Below are 18,123 nucleotides of genomic sequence, written 5' to 3'. Positions count from 1 at the left end.
CTCCTTGTTGAAGCTTGCATTCTTACATGCCCTCTCGGTGCCCCATGACGGCCGGTAGCCACGATGCCTGGGGACACGTTTCAGCGCTTCGTTGGCTCAGGCAGACGAGCGACTGGCAGCATGCAGCCTTTGGCGATGGCGTTCGAGCATCTGGGTGCAGGCCTCCTGCACCGCGTGGGTGAAGCCGGGTTCGTCCATCAGGGCGCTGGCCTGCAGTTGCTCACGCAAGGTGGCACGCACCTGGGCCAGCCGTGGCAGGTCGCTGGCCAACGCCACCACCGTCTCTACATACTCCGGCACGCTATGGGCCACCCACTCGGGTCGTCCCGCGCCGTGCAGGATGGCCGATCCCAATCGCCCCACCCCTGGCCTGTCGCTCAGCGTGACATAGGGCACGCCCATGTACAGCGATTCGAACAGCGTGGTGCCACTGTTGTGGGGAAAGCAGTCCAGCGAAATGTCCACCCCGCGCAGAACATCCCAGGGCGGACTGTGAAAGCCGCAGGCGATGCGTTCGGGCGCCACCCCCAGCGCAGCAAACCGCGCCTGGGTCTGTCGCGCGAGTTCGGCATCGCGCATGTTCTTGCTGTCGATGCGCAGCACCGACCCGGGCACGCGCAAAAGCACCTGGGCCCAGGCAGCGAACAGCTCGTCGTTGAAGCGAATCGAGCGGCTCAGTGTGGCAAAGGTCACGTGGCCGGCCGCTAGCGCCGGCAAAGGCCCTGGGTCTCCCATGCCCGGTGCCGGCCGGTAGGCCAGAAACGGGCGGTCAAGCCGCCAGGGCAGCTCGGCAAAGTACTGATCGTCCGGCGCGGGCACGGCATGCGCGTCGGTCAGAAAGTAGTCCATGGCGGCAAGTCCCGTGGAGGAGCCGAACCCCAGCCAGCTCACCGACACCGGTGCCGGCTTGAGTGCGAACACATCGAGCCGATTGCCCCCCGTGTGGCCCGAGAGATCCACCAGCACATCCACCCCGCTGGCGCGCACCAGGTCGGCCACTTCATGGTCGGTCATGCCCTTGATGAAATGCCAATGGTCCACCATGGTTTGGTAGGCCGGCAACACCTCCGCCGGGCCCGAAAGGTTGGCAAAGGCCGATACCTCGAATCGCGTGTGGTCATGGTGGGCCAACAGGGGCTGCAGGAAAAGCCGCACCGGGTGCTGCGTGAAGTCAGCCGACACATAGCCGATATGGATACGCCGGTCAGGGCGCTCCGGCAGGGGAGGCACTGCAGCCGCAGGTGATGATGGTGGCGCGGCACCAAAGCAATGGGCCGCGAACGCTTGGTACTGCTCCAGGATCTGCCGCGGGGTCTTGTGGGGGTGGTTGTTCAGCGCAAACAGCCATTTGCCCCAGTACTTGCGCTCGCGCGGCCTGGCGGCCAGCACCTGCATGAACAGCGCTTCGCTGGCCGCATGCTCGCCCAGGCTGGCATGCAGGGATGCCAGCTCCACCATGGCATCCAGCTTCTGGGCCTGGGTTGCCGATGGAGATGCAATGGCCTCCACAAGATAGCGCCGCGCGTCCCCCAAAGCCTGGGTCTCATGGCACAGCAGGCCCATGGCCATGAGGCCCGTGGCATTGCCGGCCTCGAGCGACATAGCATGCCGGAAGGACTCCACGGCCTCGTCGATACGGGCCTGTGCGCGCAGCACATTGCCCAGGTTGATCCAGCCGTTCACATCGCGCTCTTGCAGCGCCAGCTTGCGGCGTATCAGTGTCTCGGCCTCAGTCAGCAAGCCCAGGTTCTGGCTGGCAATGCTGAGGTTGTTCAGCACCATGGTGTCTTCGGGCTGCAGCGCAAGCGCTTGCGACAAGGCCGCATGGGCCTGGCGGTGCGCCCCCAGCTCCATGAAGACGGCGCCCAGTGCCGACTGCACCTGCGCGGGAGGGTGACCGTGGGCCAATGCCTGCTCCAGCGGCGCCTGTGCCTCGGCATAGTGGCCCAGGCCCATGCGCGCAATGCCCAGATGGAACCAGGCCTGGCCAAAGCGTGGCGCGAGGTGAACGGCCTGCTCGAAAGCCTTTTGCGCCGGCTCGAACCGCCCCTGCGTGTACAGAACATCCCCCACTTTGTTGGACAGCACTGCAAGTGCCGCCTGCGACTGGCCGGTCGGCGGGGTGAGCGCAGCCACCCGTTGCAAGGCCTGCTGAAAAGCCGCCAGGGCACCGTCCAGTGACCCGAAGTGGCGCCGCACGTCACCCAGCGTAGTCCAAGCCTGTGCATTGTCGGGCGCCAACTCGCACACCCGCTGTGCTGCTTCGAGAGCCTTCGCGCCATCGCCCAGTGCGAAGGCACAGCGAACCACCCAGCCCCAGGCCACTGCGTCCTGGGCGTGCAGCTCGACATGGGCCTGCGCCTGGGCCAGGCACAGTGCGAATTCGCGCTGCTGCGCGAGCTGCGCCAGGCGGTCATGGATAGGATGGGCGGCTGAGGACATGGCGGGGAAACAAACGGCGGGGTGCACAGCGTACCAGCGTCCGCAGCCGTCACGGAACAAGCATCTGTAGCGTGCTCCATGAACAAAGCCCCCCAGGCTTGTACCTGGGGGGCTTTGCAGAAAGCTTTCTGCAGCGGCTCAGCGGTATGCCATGCCTTGCTGCAGGCAGCACCTCTGAGCGATCATGCCGAGGTCCACGAAGAAGCAGCCAGCGATGCCACACCGGTCAGCTTGACCAGGCTGTCGTCAACCGTCAGAGCAGCCGTGCCGTCGTTCGTCAGGATGTAGGTATCGGAACCGTATTGGAACGCGATGGCCTTGTTGACACCAGCGGTGGTGGCAGCCAGTTGGGCAGCGGTGAGCAGCGACGACGAAGCGGCGATGTTGGCCAGTTGCGTGCCGGTAGGAGCCGCCTTGGTCGTGCCAGCGGCCGACGTCAGGTTGATCACGTCGGTGCCGCTGACGAAGTCGGTCACTTCGAAAGCCGAAGCCGCCAGCTTGGCAGCCGTGCTGATGTCCAGATCCTTGGCGCCAGCGCCGGTCAGGCCCGTGATGTTCAGCGTGTCAGCGCCGCCCCCCAGGGTGACCTTGTTCACGCCCAGGGCGTTGATGTTGACCGTGTCAGCACCATCGCCAGCAACCAGGGTGATCTTGGCGTCCGCCGTGCCGGTGATGTTGAACGTGTCAGCACCCACACCGCCGATGATGGCCACAGCCGTCGAACCGGTGGTGGTGAACGTCAGGGCCAGGGCCTTGGTCAGTGCCGAGGCGTCGATCACCGTGGCATTGGGGGCTGTCACCGTGGCGGTCAGCGCGCCTGCACCGGTGATCGTGACTTTCTCGGCCAGGTTGGCAGCGACCACCACGTTGTTGGTGCCCGACACAGAGTTCACCGTGAGGTTCTCGATGCTGCCCACCGTGAGGGTTGCGCCGCCCGTTGCACTGGCCAGGGCCAAGGTGGCCGCATCGGCAGCGCCCGACGCACCGGCGAATTCGAAGGTCGCCGACGCCGAGCTGCCCGTCACACCGATTTGCGTGCCCAGCTTGATACCCGAGAAGGTGATGGTGCCGGCGGCACCGCCCAGACCGGCAACGCCTGCCTTGCCTGCGGCAGCGGTCGAGCCATCAGACCACAGTTCGGTCGTGCCAGTGAAACCAGCGGCATTCACGATGATGTTGCCACCAGCGCCACCGTCTTCGCCCGCGCCCGCATTGCCAGCACCACCGCTCACATTGGCCTTGATATAGACCTTTTCCACATTGTTGAGTGTGGGAGCAATCGTGAAGCCGGCACCAGGGGTGCCAACACCGGCTACCGGGGCGTCGGTACCAGCGGCGGTCAGCGTGGCCTTCAGCGAGTCCACACCAGCACCTGCATCGATTACGTCGCTGCTGCCCAGGAAGCCCGAAGTGCTGGCCAGGATGGTGTCGTTGTTGGCGGTGCTCTTGAACTTGGCTTCCGACGCGGCAGGCGAAACGAAATCGTCACCGGAGGTCAGCGACAGCGTCACGCCGGTCACTGCCGTGTCGGTGGTACCTGCAGGCGATGCACTGGTGTTGGCGGGGTTGGCCGAGTAGGTGTACGAAGCGGCAACTTCGCTGTTCCATGCAGCAGCAGCGGCGTTGAATGCAGCCAGATCGCCGGTGGCGGTTTCCAGGCCCGCCAGGATCTGGCCCAGTTGCAGCGCCACGATGCCGACATTGGCCTTGCCCACTTGCACCAGGTAATCCTTGACGGCCGTTTGCAGGGCAGCGTTGGGCAGCACGCCCAGGTTGGTCAGCAGCTTGGTGGACAGTTGGTCTTCGGTTTGCGTGGTGAATCCCGCGCCGAACGACAGGGCAAACGCGTTGGCACCCACCGCAGTCGCTTGTGCCACCTGGTTGTTGTACACGGAATGTGCAGGGGACTGGTCGTTGAACACGCGGTTCAGCGTGGTGACGATGGCGTCGCTGCCGAAGATTTGAACAGGCATTGGATCCTTGAGAACAGTGAATGCAGGAAAGAGGGGCGCAACCTTGACTGAGCCGGTGGGTCGGCAGGCGCATATGCTTTTCGTTACATGATTGCACATTCATTATCATATGAAATGAGAATCATTGCCAATTTTGCTTTTATTACTATTCTCAAATAACGAGTGCCGCTCTTGCCAGCCCTGCTTCATTCATGCTGGTCGGTAAACGACCTGCCTTGTACAACACCCAGGCAGCGCCATAGAGGCTGAAGAAATTCACGAGTGCCGCCTACAACTGCCCCAGGCGAGGCACACAGTGATGCGTGCCATGCAGGAGGCTAGCCCACGCTTCGGCAAAGAAAAAGCCCCCCAGGCTTGCACCTGGGGGGCTTTGAGAAAGCAGCTTGCAGCGGTTCAGCGATTTGCCGAGCCTTGCAGGCGACTCTCTAGACCAATTAGGCCGAGGTCCACGAAGCGCCCGACAGGGAAGCCACGCCAGTCAGCTTGATCAGGCTGTCGTCCACGCTCAGAGCTGCAGTTGCATCGTTCGTCAGGATGTAGGTGTCAGAGCCGTACTGGAATGCGATGGCCTTGGAAGCACCAGCCGTGGTAGCGGCCAGTTGGGCAGCGGTCAGCAGCGACGACGAAGCGGCGATGTTGGCCAGTTGCGTGCCGGTAGGCGTAGCCTTGGCCGTGGCAGCAGCAGACGTCAGGTTGATCACGTCGGTGCCGCTGACGAAGTCGGTCACTTCGAAAGCCGAAGCCGCCAGCTTGGCAGCCGTGCTGATGTCCAGATCCTTGGCGCCAGCGCCGGTCAGGCCCGTGATGTTCAGCGTGTCAGCGCCGCCACCCAGGGTGACCTTGTTCACGCCCAGGGCGTTGATGTTGACCGTGTCAGCACCGTCGCCAGCAACCAGGGTGATCTTGGCGTCAGCCGTGCCGGTGATGTTGAACGTGTCAGCGCCCACGCCGCCGGTGATGGCCACAGCCGTCGAGCCGGTGGTGGTGAACGTCAGGCCCAGGGCCTTGGTCAGAGCCGAAGCGTCGATCACGGTCACGTTGGCGCCGGTCACGGTGGTGGTCAGGCCTTGGTCGCCGGTGATGACGATCTTTTCAGCCAGGTCAGCCGTGATCTTGGCATTGTTGACGGTCGTGGCTGCCACGGTACCAGCCGTGCTCTTCACGTTCAGGGTTTCGATGGCGGTCACGATCGCTTCGTCAGCGCCGGTGGCGTCAGCGAACACGATGTTGGCCGAGTCAGCAGCGCCGGTGGCACCAGCAAACTTGACGGTGTGGGCGTAGCCAGCAACCGAGTTGGAGATGGCAACGGTGGTAGCCAGGTTCACGCCGGAAACGGTCGTGGCGGCGCCCGTGGCGTCAACCCACAGTTCGGTCAGGCCAGTCGAAGACGAAGCGACGAATTCCGAAGCAGCGGTCGAGGTCAGGAAGACCTTTTCGATGTTTTGCAGCGTAGGCGTCACGGTCACGTTGCCCAGGGTAGCCTTCAGCGTGTCAACGCCAGCGCCGCCGTCCACCACGTCGGTAGCCGACAGGAAACCAGCGGTGGTTGCCAGGATGGTGTCGTTGTTGGCCGTGGTCTTGAACTTGGCTTCCGAAGCGGCTGGCGAGATGAAGTCGTCACCGGAGGTCAGCGACAGAGTCACGCCGGTCACCGAGGTGTCGCTGTCGCCGACAGGCGAAGCGCTGGTGTTGGCTGGGTTGGCCGAGTAGGTGTACGAAGCGGTCACTTCGTTGTTCCACTTCACAGCAGCTGCGTTGAAGGCAGCCAGGTCGCCGGTAGCGGTTTCCAGGCCCGACAGGATGTTGGCCAGTTGCAGAGCAACGATACCAACGTTGGCCTTGCCCACTTGCACCAGGTAGTCCTTGACGGCTGCTTGCAGAGCGGTGTTAGGCAGCACGCCCAGGTTGCCCAGGATCTTGGTGGACAGTTGGTCTTCCGTTTGCGTGGTGAAACCAGCGCCGAACGACAGCGCAAACGCGTTGATGCCAACCGAAGTAGCTTGCGTCACTTGGTTGTTGTACACGGCGTACGAAGGCGACTGGTCGTTGAACGCGCGGTTCAGCGAGGTCACAGCTGCGTCGATACCAAAGATTTGTTGAGGCATTTGAAACTTCCTATTTACAGTTAAGAAATGAAAACAAGTTGCTAAAGCAAGGCCAGCCCGTCTGATGCACCACGCTTGCATGCCGTGCGTGCCAGTTCAGCCCCATCTTTACAAGTTTGCTCTGGCATTATCACACGCACTTTTAAAAAAATGCCAGTGATCAAGAGCAATGCCTAGCCAACTTGGGATCAAGTGTAGCAACCAACCCACCGGAGGGGGCGTGATGCGGATCACAAGTACTGTGCGCTTGCTGGCGAGGCTTGCAGACCGCCCCCAATGTTGCAACAAGCCAACAGCCGCCCCCCGTCCAAGGGCTACCACTGCCCTCTGATCGCGAGGTAGGGCCCGCTGCTGCGGATCGCAAACAGCGGCAGGTTGGCGGTCTGCCTGAAACCTTCGAAGCCGAGCACGGCCACGGCCCCGGGCGCCAGGCGCGGCAGGGGATGCTGGTATTCGGCCCGCATGGACAGGCGGGTGGTGTTGCGCACACGGCCGTTGTCGAGGATGGGGCTGTAGGCCGTGGTGTCGCGGTTGTGGCCCAGCTCCGCATCGAGGTACCAGCGCGGCCCCAGGTGGGCCGCGGCACGCAGGCTGTATTGCTGCTGGCGGCCGCCGGGGCGGGTGGCGTCGGTGGGAAAGTCCACGCCAGCACGCAGGCCGATCTGCCACTGGCTGATCGCCAGGCCTGCGCCATCGGCCAGCACCTGCTGGGGCTGGGCGTTGCAGCTCCACAGCCAGGCCAAGCCCGCATAGCGACCCGACAGCACGGGGTTGCTATAGAGATTGCGCAGCTGCGCCTCCACACCCACCCGCGTGTTGCATATAGACGACAGGCCTTGTGGACCAGGCAGGCCCGTGCCATTGGCCGGCATGTATTTGTCTTGCAACTGCAGGCCCGTGCCCAGGTGCAAGCTGGTGTAGCGGGTGCCGCCGCGCGTGTGCAGGCTGGCGATGGCGGCGCCGGTGTAGTGCTGCAGCAAGGTGGTATTGCCTGCAGAGCCCAGCTCCCCCGCCAAGCGGGAATATTCGCCCGCCAGCTCTGCCTGCGTGGTTTCGGTCTGCGGCGCGCGCGGGCTGGACCGCGAGAGCACGGCAGCGGCCATCTCCACGCGCTGGCCGTCCGCCCATTGGCGTGCCAGGTCCATGCGCAGGTCGGCACGGGTGTAGGTGCCGGGGCGGGGCAGGCTGCTCTCTTCCACCGGCAAGGTGATGTTGCCGGTGGGCAGTGTCAGGGTCAGGCTGGTGATGCCGGGGGCCCCAGCCAGGTTGCTGTCGCGCCCCAGCCGCAGACCGGCGTGGCGGCGCCACAGCCAGCCGGTGTTGGCGCGCCCCGCGGCCGCATAGCGCTGCTGGGCCTGGGCCAGGCTGGCGCGCAAGGTGTCGGGCAGGTCGGGCCGGGCCAGCCACTGGCCCAGCAACTGGGTGGCGCTGAGCAGGTCCCCCACCCCGGCCAGGGCCACGGCGTAGTCGAGCCCGGCCTGGATCTGGTCGGGTGCCAGCATGAGCGAGCGCTCCAGGTGCTCGGCAGCCTCGTCGTAGCGGCCCTCCTTGTTGAGCAGGGTCCCCAGCTGTGCCAGCCATTCGGGCACGCGCTGACAGGTGATCACATAGGGGATCAGGCGGTCCGCGGGCGTGCCTTCGGGCACCGGCACGCACACGGCAGCCACGGCGGCCTGCGTGGCACTGGGTTCTGCGCCAGCCGGCGACACCTGAGGAACGTTGAACGCTGGCGCTATCTCCTTGGCCGGAGCCGACAGGGGCGGCAGCGGGCTGCCCTTGCCTTGCGCCTGCGCAGTTGTGGCCGCGCACAGGACCGCAGCAAACAGCCACACCGTGCGGGGCATTGAACCCAGGGGGGTGGAGGCTGCGCGGGAGTCGGCAGAAAAACGGTAGTGCCGCCTACGCTGTGCCATGGGCTGTGGGTTGGTCCACCTGGCTGTCCTCTGGCGCAGGCGGGTGCTCGGCCACCAGGGTATCCAGGGGCACAGCATATATATGGTGGGGCACTCGCAGCCCTTCGAGCAGGAAGGTGCCCATGGACTGCAGGTGCTGTGTTTCCAGCGGACCACTGCCTTCGGCCCGCGCGCCAACCGAGAATTGGCCACCCAATTGAGCGGCCATGCCCTCCCCCACCAGGATGGGGTGCGCGAGGTCCACGGTCAGGTCCACCAGCCGGCTGGCAATGGTGATGGTGCGCCCCATCACGGTATGGGTACGGCGGCTGGCCAGGCCGAAGGACCCTACCATGGCGGGGCCGGTCTCCAGGCCCAGCCCCAAGCTCAGGGGTTCCAGGCCGGCGGGCGCAGGGTCGGGCAGCAGCTTGAAGGACTCCGCGAGCAGGTCGAGCGCGGCGGCAACGGCCTGCCGTGAATGGACCTGGGCATGCTGGTCCTCGGCGGCCGATGGCACAGGGGCATCATCCGCACCGTTCCACACGGCAACGACGGCATCGCCCTGGAAGGACTCGATGACACCACCGTGCGCCTGCACGATGCGGCTTGCCGCAGAGAAGAAAGCGTGCAGCACGGCCGCGGCTTCTTCGGGCGGGCGGGCCTCACAGTAGGCCGAGAAATTGCGGATGTCGGCCAGCAGCACGCTGACCTGCCGCGTGCTGGCGCGGATGGCGCTCGAAGGTGGCTGCAAGGCCAGGGCCGCCGCCACGGGCGCTGGCAGGTAGCTGGCCAGATGCTGGTAGAGGCGATCGCGCTCACTGCGGCTGCGCGCATGCTCGATGGTGCCGGCAAACACCCCTGCCTGCAGCACGAAGAGTGCGGGCAGCAGCCAGCCCACCCAGACATCGGCCAACCACAGGGCCAGGGCATGTGCAACGACCAGTGCCAGCGCATAGGCCAGTGCGGCCATGGGCAACAGGTACACCGGCATGCGCAGCATGGGCGATGGCGTCAGCGCCTGGGCATCGCGTGCAGACCCACTGCCCTGCCCGGCCAGCCGCACAAGCAGCCACAGCAGCAGTGCACCCAGCACGGCTGCGGCTGCCTGCAAGGGCACTGCAGCGCGCGGCGTATAGGGTGTGTGCCCGTCCACCAGGGCGCTCAGGATCTGGGCATGCGCAAACAGCCCGGCGCTGGCGCCGCTGTAGGGCGTGGCAATGGTGTCGTTCATGCCAAAGGCGCTGGCACCCACCAGCACCCAGGCACCAGTCATGATGTCGCTCGGCACACGGCCCGCCAGCACGTCGGCGGCAGGGATGCTCACGAAGCTGTCGGGGTGCAGACGCCAGGCCACGCGCATATTGCCCCGCTCATCCAGCGGGAGCGCGGGCAGGGCCTGGCCAGCGCTGCCCAGGGTCCAGGGCGCGTCCCACCAACCGCCGCGCTGTAGCAGCAGGCTGGTCTCGGAGGTGGCACGCAGCAGCGAGGCAATGGCCAGCGAGGGGTAGGACTTGCCCTGCCAGCAGATGATGGCGGGCTGGTGGCGCACCACCCCATCGTCGGCGATGCGCGGGCTGATGTGCCCGGTACGCCCCTGGGGCATGTCACCCAGCGCCGCCAGCGCTGGAAAGTTGGACAAATGCCCCAGCGCCTCCGAGAAAGGGGCTGGGCAAGTGGCCCAGTCGAGCGCACCCGCAGATTGGCCCACCCGTGGGGCTGCCTGCTCGCTGAGCTGTGGCAAACCCGTACCAGGGCCGGACGCACCCAGCGCAAAAACCTGGGCGAGAACCGGACGGTGCTCGGCCACGGCAGCCAGCAGCGAGGCATCGTCGTCGCGCGGATCGGTGAAGACCACATCCAGGATCTGCTCACGCGCGCCCAACTGGGCGATCTGTTCGATCAGGCGCGCCTGCGTGCTGCGTGGCCAGGGCCAGGGGCCGACTTCGGCAAGCGATTTTTCATCGATATCGACGACCAGGACGCGGCGCTCCTCGGTCTTCTGGGAACCCAGGCGCCAGATCCAGTCACCCGCGCGCTCCTCCACCGCCAGCAGTGCAGGCCCCAAAAGCAGTGAAAGCAGCAGGCTGACAATGGCAGCAGCTGCCAGACCTGCCAGCAGAGCCCGGTGTCGTCCTACCGGACGTCGTCTGTCCGCTGGCAGCTGGCGTGGCGTCAATCAGCGCCCCCAGAGGGTGACGCCGCTGAGCGAACCTTGGGGCAGGCTTTTCTCGAAAGCATAGGCGGCTTCGGTGCCATTCGCATTCAGACCACCGACGAGGTTGGCATTGGACGAAGTCGGCACGAACTGCCCCGCGGCGCTCACATTGCCCGTCGACTGGATATTCTGCGAACCGATGCTCTTGCTGGCCATGTACAGCGAAGTCTGGAACAGCGAGCGAGCGAAGTCCACCTGCAAGGCGCCACTCTGCACTGCCACGGCTTCGATGGCGGTTTGTGCGTCCTTGTAGAACTGGGCAGTGGCGTTGGCCAGACGGAAGTTGACAATCCCCTCCTGGGGCAGCTTGCCCTGGGCATCCGGCTGCTGAAAGAGCGCGTACGAGGGGTTGCCCACCACGCGCGTCCAGCCCGACTTCAATGCGGTTTCGTAATCCACCACGAAGCTATCGCCCTCGGTACGCGAAGTCCAGGGGTTGCGAGCCCAGGCCAACTGGGTCACCTGGGGAGGCTGCACAGGAACCGTGGGCTCGACCACCGCAGGTGGCGGCGCTGGCGCTGGCGGCGGAGCGGGTGGCGGAGGGGCCACCGTCACCGGTGGCTCGGGCGCAGGCGGAGGGGCCACCGGTGCGACCGGCGGCGTATAGACGGCCACTTCCACCGCCTTCTGCTCGCTCGTGAGCGACTTGACGGGGGTGGGCTCGGCGCGCAGGTCATCCAGGGTCTGGGACTGCGTTTTTTCAGTGCGCGCCGCCGTGATTTCCACCGCGCGCGCATTGCGCGCCACGGTATCGGTGGCCACCAGCAGGGGCGTGGCATCGCGACGGCTGTACTCGAGAATCTGGCCCTTCATGTCGTCGGACAGCAGCTTCTCGTGGCCACTGATGCAGGGGCCGACGCTGGCACCGCAGCCATTGTTGGCCAGCGGGGTCAGGGTGATGGCACCGGTGTAGACCGATGCAGCCGTGCGCTCCATGTCGGAGCGCACGACGAAGTCCGTGCCTTTGACGCCAATGGCGGCCACGGGCGTGTTCAGGCGAAAGCGCTCGCGCGCGGCCTCGCCCCAGCTGCCGGTGATGGAGCGCACCACGCCTTCATCGAGGCGGAACTTGATGGCGCCCAGCTGCGGCTGCTGCGCAGAATGGCTGTAGCTTTCGATGTGCAGGCGGCTGGCCGGCCGCACGCTCAGGCGACCACCATCCACAAAGCGCAGGTGCACGTGGCCACCGGCCTTGGTTTCGATGCGGTCACCGACGCGCACGGCAGCGCCACGGTCGAGAACACGGCTGCTGCCGTCTTCCTGCAGGATGGAGGCCGCCCCGATGACAAACGTGGCTTCGCCCACGACCGCGCCCAAGGGTTGCCCGGGGGTGGAGGCAAGCGCCACGCCGCCCATCCCCATCAAGGGGAAGGCAAGGCAGGCAGCAATGGGGTGCAATCGGTGGTTCATGGTGTGCCTTTCGGACAACAGAGAATGCCTGGCGGCGCCAAAACGGGCGCAGGCCAGGAAATAGCTCTGGTCCCTATTTTCGCTCATGTCTGTTTCACAGTGTGTGAGCACGGTCACACACCACTCGCCGCAGCGCTGGCAATATGCTGGGAGCGCTGCCAGTGGTGTAATGCCGCCATGCGCTGCTCGGCGCAAGCCGGCAAACATTCCACGGGTGCATGGCACGATCCGATTCCGGATCTGCATCTCCTGGCGCCCGTTGGGCGCCGTTTCAGCGGCTTCGTATTATCGGCTCAAGCCGCGTTTTTCCCTATCTATGCCCGTTTCCGTTCAGTTGTTGAGCCAGTTTCCTTTGCTGCAGCCATTGGCGCGCGAAGCCCTGGAGCCACTGTCGGCACGCATGGCGCTGCGCTCCTTTGCCCGCCGCGCCATGGTGATGGGCAAGGAAAACCCGACCCAGGAACTGGGTTTTCTGGTGGAAGGGCGGCTTCAGGGGGTGGATTTCACGGTGGATGGCCGCAGTGTGGGCATGTACTTCGTGGATCCTGGGGACTACTTTGGTGAGCTGGCCCTGGTGGATGGAAAACCCCCTTCGGAATTCGTCATCGCCGCGGTGAAATCCACGGTGGCCTTTCTCGATGGTGCTGCAGCCCGCGAGCTGATCCTGGGACACCCCGCGCTGGCGCAGGCCGTGATGACCCGGCTGGCACAGCGGGTGCGCACCGTCATGGCACAACGCACGCTGCTGAGCCTTCCCAACCCGTTTCAGCGGCTTTGCGTATTGCTTTTACAATTGCCGCAGCGCCCGGTCGATGGGGTGGTCGAGGTCGCACAGGCCCCCACCCACCAGGAGTTGGCCATCATGATCAATGCCAGCCGGGAGACGGTCACACGGGCGTTCCAGGTGCTGTTCCTGCACAAGGTGCTGGTACGGGAAGGCAACATCCTCAAGCTGATGCAGCCTGAACTGATGCGCGATATCGCAGAAGGACGCGCAGACCCTCCCAAAGCCTGACCCCCTTCCACCCATGGTGCCCCTTTCGGGTCGCCCCCGGTGCCCCCTCGTACTACGGTTACTGTCTTGAGATTCCTGCTGTCTTATCTGTGGCCCTGGCGCCACCTGCCCCTGGTGCTGCAACTGGCGCGCCGCGAAGTGCATGCCCGCTATCGCCAGTCCTGGCTGGGCATGGTGTGGGTGGTGCTCACCCCCCTGCTGATGCTGGGGGTGTACACATTGGTGTTCCGCCACGTCATGCGCGTGCGCTGGCATGGCGTGGATGAAGGCAACCTGGCCTTTGCATTGCGCATCTACGCGGGCCTGGCGGTATTCGGCTTCTTCGCGGAATGCGTGAATCGTTCGCCCAATCTGGTGCTGGAGCAGCCCCACCTGGTCAAGAAGGTCGTATTCCCGCTGGAGATCATGCCCTGGGTGAATGCAGCCAGCGCTTCGGTGGGCCTTGCGGTGTCGGCGCTGCTGCTGGTAGGGCTGGCATTGCTGAGCGGCCACGGGCTGCCCATCACCGCCCTGGCCTTGCCCCTGGTCTGGCTGCCGCTGTTGCCGTTGGTGCTCGGCCTGGGCTGGTTTCTGGCCGGCGTGGGCACTTATGTGCGAGACGTAGGCCAGGTGCTGGGCATGGCGGTCGCGGCCCTGATGTTCCTGAGTCCGATCTTCTTTCCGGTGGAGGCGCTGCCCGAGGCCGTGCGCCCCTGGCTGCTGCTCAACCCTCTGGCCTGGGTGATGACAGGCACACGCGAAGTGCTGCTCAATGGCCGCTGGCCCGACTGGCAGGCCCTGGCGGTGCTGCTGGCCGCGTGCGCTGCCGTGGCAGCGGCAGGCGCGGCCTTCTTCCACAAGGTTCGCACGGGGTTCTCCGATGTCGTTTGAAACCCCTGCGCTCGACAACGGTCTGGCCATCGAAGCCCGCAACGTGGGCAAGCGGTTCTCGCTGTTCTCGCAGCCCAGCGACCGCCTCAAGCAGCTTCTGTGGGGCCGGTACAAACAATACAGCCGTGACTTCTGGGCCCTGCAGGACGTGAACTTCGACATCCGCCGCGGTGAAGTGGTGGGCTTGGTGGGCCGCAACGGCGCCGGCAAGTCCACACTGCTGCAGATGGTGTGCGGAACGCTCGCTCCGACCCAAGGCACCCTGGCGGTACGCGGACGCGTGGCTGCGCTGCTGGAGCTGGGTGCAGGCTTCAGCCCTGACTTCAGTGGGCTGGAGAATGTCTACATGAACGCCGCCATCCTCGGGATGGGCCGCGCGCAGGTCGACGAGCGCCTGGACGGCATCCTGGCGTTTGCCGACATCGGGCACTTCATCCACCAACCGGTCAAGACCTATTCCAGCGGCATGTTCGTGCGCCTGGCATTTGCCGTGGCCACCAGTGTGGAGCCCGACATCCTGGTGATCGACGAGGCCCTGTCGGTCGGCGATGGCGCATTTGCACGCAAATCCTTTGACCGCATCATGGACATGAAGGACCGGGGTGCGACCATCCTGTTCTGCTCGCACTCCATGTACCACGTGCAGGCCTTGTGCTCGCGCGCCCTGTGGCTGGAGAGCGGGCGCATGCGGATGTGGGATGAAGCGCCCAAGGTGACGGCTGCCTACGAGACTTCGCTGGTGATGGAAGATGCCCCCAGCCGTGAAGGGGCGCAAGGGCCGGCCTCTGCCGGGACACCCAGCCCCTCCTCGACCGCATCCGACCCGTTCGAAGCCGACTCCGTGGCGCATGGCGCCAGGGTGCGCAAGGCGCCCGACGGCACTGCCGTGATCACCGATATACAAGCCCTGGCCGATGGCGTGGCCGGGCGAGAGCTGGCCATTCACTCCGGGCGCACCACGCTTGAACTGCGCATGCAATTCGACAGCGACCCCGCCCTGCCCTGCCCTTCGATGGCCATCGGCATCGCCCACGCCAATGGCACCGTGGTGGCCAGTGCCGGCAATGCCAACGATGGGGTCGAACTGCAAAGGGATGCCAACGGCACGGGAGTCGGTGTGCTCACCCTGCCGCGCCTGCCCCTGCTGCAGGGCGACTACACGATTTCGGTGATCCTGGCCTGCGAGCGAGGCCTGCATCCCTACGAGATCGTGGAGCGTGCCATCACGCTGCGCGTGGTGCAGACCGGGCTGGAGCAAGGCCTGGTGAGCCTGCCCCACCAATGGAACAGCAGGGCCGGCCAGTGAGCACGCGGTCCTGGCATGCCGTCGACCTGGGCGCGGCCCAGATGGACGAGATACGCACCCTGTTTGCACAGGTGTTCGGCCACCCCATGAGCGAAGCGCTCTGGCGCTGGAAGTACGATGGCGGGCGAGGCCGCGCCACCGGAACGCGGGGCGACGATGGCAGCCTGCTGGCCCACTATGGCGGCACGGCCCGGACCCTGGTCTGCGCGGGCGAACCTGTGCAGGCGGTGCAACTGGGCGACGTGATGGTCAAGACCGAGGCCCGGGGCATCCTGTCGCGGCAGGGGCCGTTCGCCACCGCCACCCAGGCCTTCCTGCAAAACCATGTCGGCACGCCGGAGGGCTTTGCGCTGGGGTTCGGATTTCCCAATGCACGCCACACGCGCCTGGGCGAAAAACTGGGCATGTACACCCCAGCGGGAGAGATTCTCGAGTTGCGCTGGAGCCTCCCATCCTGCGCCGCGCCCTTCTGGAAACGGCCCTGGACCACCTCCCCTGTCGACTGGGGCATGGCCAGCACGGACGCGCGGCTCAATGCCCTGTGGCACGCACTGCGTGGCAGCGCCCAGGGCTTTGTCCTGCCCCAGCGGGACGCGCACTGGTGGCGACACCGGTTTGCCAACCATCCCGATGGCGCCTACCGCTGCTGGTGGGTGCGCGGCCGCTATTCGCGGCGCATCCTGGGGGCCGTGGTATTGCGACCCGCGAACAATGGAAGCGCCGACTGGGAACTGCTCGACTGGTTGGGCGCCCTCACAGACACGCCGGTCCTGCTGGCCGCCGCGCGCGAGCTCGCAGCCCGATGCGGCGCGAGCGTGTTGAGCAGCTGGATCAGCCAGCCCCTGGCACGGCAGCTGCTGGACATGGCGCCTCCCGTGGATGGCATCCACCCTGCGGAGCAGATCGCCTGCCCGCACTGCATGACGCAGCGCATGTCGGCCACCGTTCCGGCCGGCATACGCAGCCAGCCATGGTGGCTCACCGGAGGGGATACAGATTTTCGCTAAGCTTGGCCCTTGAGGCCTGCGCGCAGCCCTTGGCCCTCTGCAGGCCCCTGCGTTGTTTTCCACGATGATGGACAAGAGCCCCTGCAATGGGCCCGTGCCAATCCTTTTTACCGAATTTTATGCACAGCGCACACGAAGTTTCAGATTTTTACGCACAGAACCGCGACTACTGGATCGCCCTGGGCAGCAAGGAAGCCGCACCGCCCACCGTGATGCTCAATTTCGGCCTGTGGTCGAACGGGGTGGACCACCTGTACGAAGCGCAGCAGTCGCTGGTGCATCACATCATCGACGCCTTGCCCAAGGATGGAACCCAGGGCGTGGAGGTGGGCTGTGGCATCGGCGGGATCAGCATCAATGTGCTCAAGCAACTGCCGCATGCGCGCATGACCGGGGTGGACATCGCCGAGGGCCAATTGGCGCTGGCGCAGGCCAATGCCCGTGCCCATGGAGTGCAGGACCGCTTCCAGGCACAGCAGGGCAATTCCATGGCCCTGCCCCTGCAGGACAACGCGTTCGACTTCGGGCTGTGCATCGAGTCATCGTTCCACTACGACAACAAGCCTTCGTTCTTCGGCGAGATCTTCCGCACCTTGCGGCCGGGCGGCCGCGCCGTGGTGGCAGACATCACCTGTTCGCGCGTGGAGGGCGTCCGTTTCCGCCAGGGCAACTACTTCGAAAGCGCGCAGACCTACCACGGCCTCATTCGCGATGCAGGCTTCGAGCTGGTGTCGACCGAGGACATCGGACCGGAGGTGTATGGCCCGCTGTACCACCATGTGCATGCATTCAATGCGGGCCAGCCCGGCAACCGCAGCCGCATCTCCAAGTACTGGTCACTGGTGCTGAACAACTACCGTGAACTCGCCCAGGAAGGTGCCATGGGGTACCACATCTTCGTGTTGAAAAAGCCGGAAGCCCCGGCGCAAAGCCGTTGAAACAGTTTCCGCGCTGGCTGTCGCGGGGCGTGGCACATCTGGACTACGGCCTGGTGCTGCCCCTGCTGGCGCGGCTGCCGCGCTGGCTTGCCCGCCCGCTGTGGATACTGCGCGGCTGCATCAACTATGCAATGGACTGGGACTGGCGCACCTTGTCGCTGGGCCACGGCTATGTGCGCGAAGCCACGCAGCACGCCATGGCGCAGTTGCGCATGCAGGCCGGGGAGGGCACGCTGCCGCTCCGGTTGACGCTGCGGCGCTTCGTGTGCATGTCGCGCGAGGAGGTCGAGGCCGCGCGGCTGACCCGCCTGGACCGCACGGCCATCCGGGCCCGGATCACCGGTCTGGAGCCCCTGCTCAAGGCACGCGACAACAAGCAGGGCGTGGTGCTCATGACCGCGCATTTCGACAGCCTCTATGTAGGGTTGGCTGCGCTGGCCGAAGCCGGTCTCACGGTCAACCTCATGGCCACCCGACTCACGGACGATGCCATGGTGCCGCCCGCCATCAGCCGGCACTTTGCCACCAAGGCTGCGGCGCTGAACCGGCTGCTGGCGCCTGGGCGGGTGATGCACCTCGAGGACAGCATGCGTGTTTTCGTCAGTGCGCTACGCCGCGGGGAAATCGTGGTCATCGCCTGCGATGGCCCCTCCACCTCGCAGGACCGGGCGCAGCCCGTGGAGTTTCTGGGCGCACGGAGGCTGATGGCGTCGGGCCCGCAGTTTCTGGCCCGGGCGGGCCGCGCTCCCCTGGCGCTCTACACCTGCCAGGAAGGGCCAGGCGGACACTTCACGGTGGAAGTCACCGAACCCGTCACCCTGGAAAACGGCGGCCTGCAACAGGCCTACACCGCACTTGAACGCCATCTGCTGGCCCATCCCTGGCAATGGTGGGCTGCCGACCTGTACCGCACCTATGTGGCCGCGGAGGCCACGAGCGCATGATGGCGA

The 18,123-nt window shown here is 65.5% G+C and carries 12 protein-coding genes; 6 read left to right on the top strand and 6 right to left on the bottom strand.

Annotated elements, in window-relative coordinates; all coding sequences use genetic code 11:
• Positions 1 to 96: 96 nt before the first annotated feature.
• From AC3WOH_RS04105 to AC3WOH_RS04080, 6 genes are all read right to left on the bottom strand, one after another.
• Positions 97 to 2,442 carry an O-linked N-acetylglucosamine transferase family protein gene (locus AC3WOH_RS04105; RefSeq protein WP_492228131.1) on the bottom strand — a complete coding sequence of 782 codons (2,346 nt, stop codon included), beginning with the start codon at positions 2,440 to 2,442 and terminating at the stop codon, positions 97 to 99.
• A gap of 182 nt (positions 2,443 to 2,624) precedes the next feature.
• Positions 2,625 to 4,415 carry a beta strand repeat-containing protein gene (locus tag AC3WOH_RS04100; RefSeq protein WP_492228130.1) on the bottom strand — a complete coding sequence of 597 codons (1,791 nt, stop codon included), beginning with the start codon at positions 4,413 to 4,415 and terminating at the stop codon, positions 2,625 to 2,627.
• A gap of 434 nt (positions 4,416 to 4,849) precedes the next feature.
• Positions 4,850 to 6,520 carry a beta strand repeat-containing protein gene (locus AC3WOH_RS04095; RefSeq protein ID WP_492228129.1) on the bottom strand — a complete coding sequence of 557 codons (1,671 nt, stop codon included), beginning with the start codon at positions 6,518 to 6,520 and terminating at the stop codon, positions 4,850 to 4,852.
• Between the two features lie 314 nt (positions 6,521 to 6,834).
• Complete coding sequence (locus AC3WOH_RS04090) at positions 6,835 to 8,364, bottom strand: tetratricopeptide repeat protein (RefSeq protein WP_492228128.1); 1,530 nt, start codon at positions 8,362 to 8,364, stop codon at positions 6,835 to 6,837.
• A gap of 55 nt (positions 8,365 to 8,419) precedes the next feature.
• On the bottom strand, positions 8,420 to 10,588 hold the full coding sequence (locus tag AC3WOH_RS04085; protein WP_492228127.1) for a CHASE2 domain-containing protein: 2,169 nt from the start codon (positions 10,586 to 10,588) through the stop codon (positions 8,420 to 8,422).
• Positions 10,589 to 12,037, bottom strand: coding sequence for a FecR family protein (locus AC3WOH_RS04080; protein WP_492228126.1), 1,449 nt, complete (start codon positions 12,035 to 12,037; stop codon positions 10,589 to 10,591).
• A 214-nt stretch (positions 12,038 to 12,251) separates the two neighbouring features.
• On the opposite strand from AC3WOH_RS04080, the gene AC3WOH_RS04075 reads away from it, so the two are divergent.
• The 6 genes from AC3WOH_RS04075 to AC3WOH_RS04050 all read left to right on the top strand — a co-directional run bounded on the left by AC3WOH_RS04075 (position 12,252) and on the right by AC3WOH_RS04050 (position 18,117).
• Positions 12,252 to 13,052: a Crp/Fnr family transcriptional regulator gene (locus AC3WOH_RS04075; RefSeq protein ID WP_492228125.1), complete on the top strand. Its 801-nt coding sequence runs from the start codon at positions 12,252 to 12,254 to the stop codon at positions 13,050 to 13,052.
• Between the two features lie 66 nt (positions 13,053 to 13,118).
• A complete protein-coding gene (locus AC3WOH_RS04070; RefSeq protein WP_492228124.1) occupies positions 13,119 to 13,922 on the top strand; it encodes an ABC transporter permease in 804 nt (267 codons plus the stop codon).
• Complete coding sequence (locus tag AC3WOH_RS04065) at positions 13,912 to 15,228, top strand: ABC transporter ATP-binding protein (protein ID WP_492228123.1); 1,317 nt, start codon at positions 13,912 to 13,914, stop codon at positions 15,226 to 15,228. Before AC3WOH_RS04070 ends, AC3WOH_RS04065 begins: the two co-directional genes overlap by 11 nt.
• Entirely contained in the window at positions 15,225 to 16,235 is a 1,011-nt protein-coding gene (locus AC3WOH_RS04060) for a GNAT family N-acetyltransferase (RefSeq protein ID WP_492228122.1), read from the top strand. The genes AC3WOH_RS04065 and AC3WOH_RS04060 overlap by 4 nt, the downstream gene beginning before the upstream one ends.
• A gap of 119 nt (positions 16,236 to 16,354) precedes the next feature.
• On the top strand, positions 16,355 to 17,173 hold the full coding sequence (locus AC3WOH_RS04055; protein ID WP_492228121.1) for a class I SAM-dependent methyltransferase: 819 nt from the start codon (positions 16,355 to 16,357) through the stop codon (positions 17,171 to 17,173).
• Positions 17,170 to 18,117 carry a lysophospholipid acyltransferase family protein gene (locus tag AC3WOH_RS04050; RefSeq protein WP_492228120.1) on the top strand — a complete coding sequence of 316 codons (948 nt, stop codon included), beginning with the start codon at positions 17,170 to 17,172 and terminating at the stop codon, positions 18,115 to 18,117. The genes AC3WOH_RS04055 and AC3WOH_RS04050 overlap by 4 nt, the downstream gene beginning before the upstream one ends.
• Positions 18,118 to 18,123 lie beyond the last annotated feature (6 nt).

Source organism: Acidovorax sp. FW305-C-20-28, assembly GCF_058783375.1.
The sequence above is the reverse complement of the archived record's forward strand: the minus strand, read 5'-3'. Positions and strand labels throughout refer to the sequence as shown.